This is a genomic window from Tessaracoccus caeni (assembly GCF_029211185.1).
In the GTDB taxonomy this organism is placed as follows: domain Bacteria; phylum Actinomycetota; class Actinomycetes; order Propionibacteriales; family Propionibacteriaceae; genus Arachnia; species Arachnia caeni.
Genome location: NZ_JARGDO010000007.1, coordinates 178568 through 185002 on the forward strand (window position 1 = coordinate 178568; position 6435 = coordinate 185002).

Annotated in this window: 5 protein-coding genes; all 5 read right to left on the minus strand. The window is 65.2% G+C overall.

Translation table 11 applies throughout. The annotated features are described in order from the left end of the window. Positions 1–88 precede the first annotated feature (88 nt). Genes P0D62_RS08400 through P0D62_RS08420 form a run of 5 tightly spaced genes read right to left on the minus strand, consistent with a single transcriptional unit; the run spans position 89 to position 6090 of the window. Complete coding sequence (locus tag P0D62_RS08400; RefSeq protein ID WP_275702186.1) at positions 89–1864, minus strand: ABC transporter substrate-binding protein; 1776 nt, start codon at positions 1862–1864, stop codon at positions 89–91. Continuing rightward, the gene (locus tag P0D62_RS08405; protein WP_275702187.1) at positions 1861–2943 is read right to left on the minus strand and encodes an ABC transporter ATP-binding protein; all 1083 of its coding nucleotides are present in this window, start codon (positions 2941–2943) and stop codon (positions 1861–1863) included. The genes P0D62_RS08400 and P0D62_RS08405 overlap by 4 nt, the downstream gene beginning before the upstream one ends. After that, complete coding sequence (locus tag P0D62_RS08410) at positions 2936–4045, minus strand: ABC transporter ATP-binding protein (protein WP_275702188.1); 1110 nt, start codon at positions 4043–4045, stop codon at positions 2936–2938. Before P0D62_RS08410 ends, P0D62_RS08405 begins: the two co-directional genes overlap by 8 nt. A gap of 1 nt (position 4046) precedes the next feature. Further along, the gene (locus P0D62_RS08415) at positions 4047–4961 is read right to left on the minus strand and encodes an ABC transporter permease (protein ID WP_275702189.1); all 915 of its coding nucleotides are present in this window, start codon (positions 4959–4961) and stop codon (positions 4047–4049) included. Positions 4962–4965: 4 nt separating this feature from the next. Further along, positions 4966–6090 carry an ABC transporter permease gene (locus P0D62_RS08420; protein WP_275702190.1) on the minus strand — a complete coding sequence of 375 codons (1125 nt, stop codon included), beginning with the start codon at positions 6088–6090 and terminating at the stop codon, positions 4966–4968. Between the last annotated feature and the right edge of the window lie 345 nt (positions 6091–6435).

A 6435-nucleotide genomic window follows, 5' to 3' on the forward strand; every position in this document is an offset into this window, starting at 1 on the left:
CTCTTTCAGTTGTTCATTCTGCATGCGTTCCCTGAGGACGCGAAGAGAGGGCGGAGTCGCCTCCGCCCTCTCTCTAGGTTAGGGCCGGTTACGCCGGCTGGCGAACATCCGCCAGCAGCTCATTCAGGTTGCCCGGACCGCCGACACGCGGGAAGTAGTTCACGGTCGCCACGTCGGGGAGCGGGAGGAAGTTCACCGTGGACGACATCAAGCCGGTGCCACCACCCTGGTGCGGGATGAACGGGGCATCGTCGAGGAAGGCCTGCTGCACGGCCTGAACGGCGGCGCCGATGATGTCCTTGGTCTCAGGCGTGTTGAGGTTCGACACCAGAACGTCCATGCCGGCCTGGGCCTCGTCGGACCACGACCAGCGGCCGTAGTTGCCGGTGTAGACCTGCTTCTCGCCATGTGCGGCAAGGGTGTGGTTCTTCAGGTCGTACATGGTGTAGTTCGTCCACGGGGTGCCGGGGAAGTTCACGCCGAGGATGACAAGGCTGAAGTCGCCCATCTGGACGATGCCGTCCATGACATCCTTCGGCTTCGGGTCGAACGCCACGTTGAGGCCGAGGTTGTCCTTCCACTGCGACACGATGATCGGGCCGGTGACCATGTCGGTGGCCTGGTCGTTCTGGACGTTCAGCGTGAGCGGGAACTCCTTGCCGCCCTTCTCCAGGTTGCCGTTGGCGTTGACCGACCACTCGGACGCCTCGAGATCCTGCTTGGCCTTCTCGACGTCCATCGCGATCGGCTTGTTGAAGTCCTCGGTCTGCAGGCTCTGGTTGATGATCGGGTCGACGCCGGCCCAGTTGGGCAGGGAGTAGCCGACGCCGGCCGCCTCGCGGATGGCCTCGAAGTTGATCGCACCGCGGAGCGCCTTGCGCACGTTGGCGTCGGACGTCGGGCTGTCGGGATTCTGGCACTGGAAGACGACGCCACGCGCACCGCCGTCGGCGATGAACGTGTAGGAGTTGGTCTCGGCCATGGTGGCGAAGCCGTTGACGACGCCAGGGGCGCCACCCTCGGCCAGGTCGACGCCGCCCTGGGTGATCTGGGTCTCGATGTTGCCCGCGGTGCCGCTGGGCACGAACTGGATCTCGTCCGGGCCCACCTCACGACCCCAGTAGCCCTCGCGCTTCTCGTACTGGACCAGCTGGCTGCTGAACTCCTTGAGCTTGTACGGGCCGGTGCCGACGGGCTCGTTCATGGTGTCCTGCGGGAACTCCAGCTTCCCGTCCTTCTGGTAGATGTGCGCCGGCACCATCGGGAAGTAGAGCGCCAGGTTGGTCTCCTGCTGGCGCTGGTCGTCGTGGTAGCTCACGATGACCGTATGGTCGTCCGGCGTCTCGATGGCCTTGGTCAGCCACGCGAACTGGTCGTCGGCCTTGTCCTTGGGGTCCACCGGGGTGCCGTAGATGGTGCCGAGGGTGTAGGCGACGTCCTTCGAGGTGAAGGGCTCGCCGTCGGACCAGGTGACGCCCTGGCGCAGGGTGTAGGTGGCCTGCTTGCCGTCCTCGGCGTGCTCGACCTTCTCGGCGAGCACGGGGATGATCTGGCCGCCGTCCTTGGATGAGATGCGGAAGAGGCCCTCCCACAGCAGATCGCTGCCGGGGGCGGTGTCGCCGCCGCCGTAGCGGTTGAAGTTGTGGGCGAACTGGTTGGACGCCGTGACGGCGGCGCCGATCACCAGGAGGCCACCGAGCTTGCCTTCAGCGGGTCCCTGCGGGGTCGAGGAGTCGCCCGTCCCGGGGTCGGTCGGCGTCTGGGCGTTGTTGTTGCTGCAGGCGGACAGGCCTGCGACGAGCGCGGCGGCACCGATGCCGCCGAACAGGGCCCTGCGCGTGACTCGCGTGGTGCTGATGGTCATGAAACTACCTCCGAAGGTTGGGTTGTCCCGGTGGCGCCGGGTCGCTGCGGGTTGATGAAGTCGGGGCGATCCTCGGCGAGGACGCACAGGGCACGGCGGGAGCCATCGATGGAGACGTACTCCGGGATAGGGGCGTCGATGCACCGCTGCTGGACATAGGGGCAGCGGTTGGCGAACCGGCAACCCACCATCTCCACCGAGTTGTCCACCGGCGCGTTGGTTGAGGAAGATTGTACGGCGCTGTGGCCCGATCCCTTGTACTTGGCCGGATCTGGCGCCGCAGAGATCAGAAGCTCCGCGTACGGGTGGACCGGGTCGCTCACCACGGCCTCGGTGGGCCCGGCTTCGACGACGCGGCCGCCGTACATGACGTAGATCTGATCGCTCAGGTAGCGGGCGCTCGCGATGTCGTGGGTGATGACCAGCACCGAGAGCCCGGTGTTGTCGCGGAGGTCGCCGAGCAGGTTCAGCACCTCGAGACGGATCGAGGCGTCCAGCATGCTGGTGGGCTCGTCCGCCAGGATCACGGCCGGGTCGACGGCCAGCGCACGCGCGATGGAGACGCGCTGCTTCTGCCCGCCCGACAGGTCGGTCGGGAACCGGTCGACGAAGTACTCGGCGGGGGTCAGGTTGACCTTGCCCAGCAGCTCCTCGATCCGGGCGCGGATGGCCGTGCGGCCCTTCGCCATCTTGTGGATCTCGAGGACGCGCCCGATGATGTGCGAGATGCGCTTCAGCGTGTTCATCGAGGCGAACGGATCCTGGAAGATCAACTGAACCTTGCGGTAGTACTCGCGCTCGTTCTTCGCGACCTCCTTGAGCGGACGGCCGAGCACCGTCACCTCGCCGGACGTCGCCTTGTAGATCAGCGAGAAAACGCGGGCCAGCGTGGTCTTGCCGCAGCCGCTCTCACCCACGAGGGCGACGATCTCGCCCTTGTGCATGGTGAAGTTGACGCCGTCGACGGCCCGGATGGTGACCTTCTTGCCCTCGTGGTTCTCACCCTCGAAGTGGACCTTCAGATCCTTGGTCTGGAGCACGATCTCGCGTTCGCGCTTGGCTGGAATCGTCTCAGTCATCGATGGACTCCTGTCCGGCGTCTTCGGTCACATGGGGATGGTGGCAGGCTACGAGGCCGCCCTGGAGTTCGCGGATCTCAGGCCGCTGTTCGGTGCACAGGTCGTCGGCCCGAGGGCAGCGCGACGCGAATGCGCAGCCCTTGGGGAGCGTCAACAGGTTGGGCGGGCTTCCGGGGATGCCCTGCAGCCGACGCACCGGCTGGGAGAGCGGCGGGAACGCGCGGCGCAGGCCCTGCGTGTACGGGTGGAGGCCCGAGAGGAAGATCCGCTCGGCGGAACCCACCTCGACGAAGCGGCCGCCGTACATGATGACGATGCGGTCGGAGATCTCCAGCAGCAGGGAGAGGTCGTGCGTGACGAACACGATCGCGAAGCCCAGCTTGGCCTGCAGCTGCAGGATCTGGCTCAGGATCTGGCGCTGCATGATGACGTCGACGGCGGTGGTCGGCTCGTCCATGAACACCACGTCCGGCTCGCAGGCGAGGCTGAGTGCGATCAACGCTCGCTGCTGCATGCCGCCCGAGAGCTGGAACGGGTAGGCGGTCAGGCGGTGGCGCGGGATGCCCACCATCTCGAGCAGGTCGCCCGCCTTCTTGATCGCGGCCTCTTTGGAGATCTTCGAGTCGTGCTCGTGGATCACGTCGGTGAACTGGTACTCCAGCTTGATCACCGGGTTGAGGCTGGCCATGGCCGACTGCATGACGATCGAGAGCGCCGTCCAGCGGTGCGTACGCAGTTCCTCTTCGGACATCTCGCTGATCACCATCGGCGCGCTGTCATCAGTGGGGTAGAAGGTGATCTTTCCGCCGCTGGTGATGGCCGGTGGACGCTGCAGCCGCGAGAGCGCATTCAGCAGGGTCGACTTGCCGGAGGCGGACTCGCCCGCGATGCCGAGGATCTCGCCGCGGTGCAGCGTCACGTTGACGTTCCGGGTGGCGGGAACCTCGCCGGCCTCGGTCACGTAGGTGACGTCGAGGTTCTCGGCGACGAGCAGCGGCGGCGACGCGTTGAGCCTCGCGACGATCTGCTCGGGGGTCTCCAAGGCCGGCGGCGCCTCGTTGATCACGTCGACGTCGGCCAGGGTCTGGGTGCTGTCTGTCATGTCAGGCCGCCTCTTGCGCCACGGCGCGGTTCTCGCGCATCTTCTTCTTGAAATTGCGCATGAGCTTCATGCGCTTCGAGCTGAGCGTCGGGTTGGTGATCTCGTCCAGGCCGAAGTTGATCATCGTGGTCGCGAAGCCGAGCAGGGCGAGCGCGAGGCCCGGCGGCACGAACCACCACCACATCCCGCGGAACAGCGCGTTCTGCTGGAACGAGTAGTTGATGATGAGGCCCCAGCTGGGCTCGCCGGCGTTGCCGATGCCGAGCATGGCGATCGAGGCCTGCATGCCGACGCCGGCCGCGATGGCGGACAGGAACAACGGGGAGACGATGCCGAACAAGTGCGGCATGACCTCGACGAGCACGACCCGCAGCTTGCTCTCGCCCACGGTGCGCAGCGCCGTGGTGAAGTCGCGCCGTCGAAGGCTCATCGTTTGGGCTCGGATCCGCCTCGCGCCGCCGGTCCACTCGAAGACGCCGACGAGCACGGCGACCGCGAACAGCGGCATGTCGCGCCAGAAGGCCGCCATGATGATCAGGACCGGGAAGCTGGGGATGTTCTGGAAGACCAGGATGAAGCCGTTGATCGCGTTGTCGGCCCAGCCGCCGAGGAAGCCGGAAAGGGTGCCGATCACCAGTGCGATGGCGGTCGCGATGATCGCCGAGACGAAGCCGACGAACATGGAGTTGTAGGTGCCGTGCAGCATCCAGGTGAGCACGTCCTGGCCGCTGACGGTGGTGCCCATGGGGTGAGCCCAGCTAGGCCCTTGGCCCATGGCGTCGAGGAACACGTCCGTGGGCGTGCGCTTCAGGACGTACGTCGCGAACGGCTTGCCGAGGATGGCGACGATCGTGAAGAAGCCGATGATGGCCAGGCCGATCTGGACCTTGGGAATAGATACAAAGCGCTTCAACATGGCGTCAGTCCTGCTCTCGGATGCGGGGATCGAGGAGCACGTAGACCGAGTCCGCGATGAAGTTGAAGATCAGGCCGAGGAAGATGATGATCAGCATCAGGGCCTGGAGGAGCGGGTAGTCGCGGGTGCCTGTCGAGGCACCGACGAGGCTGCCGACGCCCGGATAGATGAACACCGTCTCCGCGAGCACCACGGCGGTGAGTGCGCCGCCGAAGGCCTGGGCGAGGCCCGTGACGTTGGGGAGGAGCGCGTTGCGCATCGCGTAGCGGCTCCGCACCGCCTTGGGCCGGAGACCCTTGGCCCGCGCCAGGTGGACGTAGTCCTCGTTGACCGTGGTGATCATCATGTTGCGCATGCTGAGCATCCAGCCGGTGAAGCCGACGAGGATGAGCACGCCCAGGGGGAGCACCGAGTGGAGGAGGATGCTTCCGATGAACTCGGCGTTGGTGAGGCTCGCCGGCCGGATGCGCTGGTTGACGGCGCCCTGCGCGGGGAACCAGCCCTTGATGTAGGACAGCTGCCACACCGCGACGAGGCCCAGCCAGTAGGCGGGGATCGACGCGAAGAACATGGTGATCGGCGTGATGAACGAGTCGAACCGCCCGCCCGGCTTCCAGCCGAGCCGCGCTCCGAGCAGCGTGCCGATGATCCAGCCGACGATCGTCGAGGTGAGGGCCAGCCAGAGCGTCCAGGGAAGGGCCCCGCTGATGAGTTCGGTGACCTCCATCGGGTAGTACTGGATGGACTTGCCCAGGTCTCCCTGCAGCAGCTGGGTGATGTAGTTCCAGAACTGCACGACGATGTTGGTGTCCGGGTCGCCGTACATCCGTCGGATCTGCGCCATCTGGAACTCGCTCGGCCGCTGGCCGGTCTTCTCGAAGATGTCGCGAATCATGGACTCGGCGGGGTCGTTGGGCATCAGGCGTGGGAACACGAAGTTCAGCACGATGCTGATGAGACCGATCAGTAGGTAGACGAGCAGCCGCTTGCCGAGGAACGCGAGGTCCTTGATCCAGCGGTTGTCGTACGGCTTCTCCGGTGTGACATCGGGGAGGTCTGGTACCTCAGGCGGTGTCGTCGGCGCCACCCCTGAGGGCGGGAGCGGATGCGATGATCCGGTAGCTGTCATGGCGCGGCCTTCTCTCCTCAAGCCGGCCCCCACACGCTCCTTTGCGGGTTGGTACCCCCTCCGTTGGGGACCGGATACTGCTTCCTGAGCGGACTATACCGGTTAAGTAGAAAGGTGTGTCAAGGGTTCTCAGCGCTGCTCAATGTTACGTTTTGCTAACGGTGCCCGAAGCGGGGTCGGAGGTACTTGAAGACCCCCATGATCGCTATTTAAATAAGGAGGCTTATTCAGGGCGTAGTTAACCACAACTAAACAGCGTGTCAAGATAAGGCGGCAGCCCGTTTCTTGAGATAATTGGATTTACGACAATTCAACACCTCAAGAACAGGCTGCCTGGAATGAAGA

What these genes read in the sequence shown, in the direction of transcription:
- P0D62_RS08405 (WP_275702187.1), bottom strand. Translation starts at nt 2,943, where the DNA reads ATGACTGAGACGATTCCAGCCAAGCGCGAACGCGAGATCGTGCTCCAG.
- P0D62_RS08410 (WP_275702188.1), bottom strand. Translation starts at nt 4,045, where the DNA reads ATGACAGACAGCACCCAGACCCTGGCCGACGTCGACGTGATCAACGAG.
- P0D62_RS08420 (WP_275702190.1), bottom strand. Translation starts at nt 6,090, where the DNA reads ATGACAGCTACCGGATCATCGCATCCGCTCCCGCCCTCAGGGGTGGCG.
- P0D62_RS08415 (WP_275702189.1), bottom strand. Translation starts at nt 4,961, where the DNA reads ATGTTGAAGCGCTTTGTATCTATTCCCAAGGTCCAGATCGGCCTGGCC.
- P0D62_RS08400 (WP_275702186.1), bottom strand. Translation starts at nt 1,864, where the DNA reads ATGACCATCAGCACCACGCGAGTCACGCGCAGGGCCCTGTTCGGCGGC.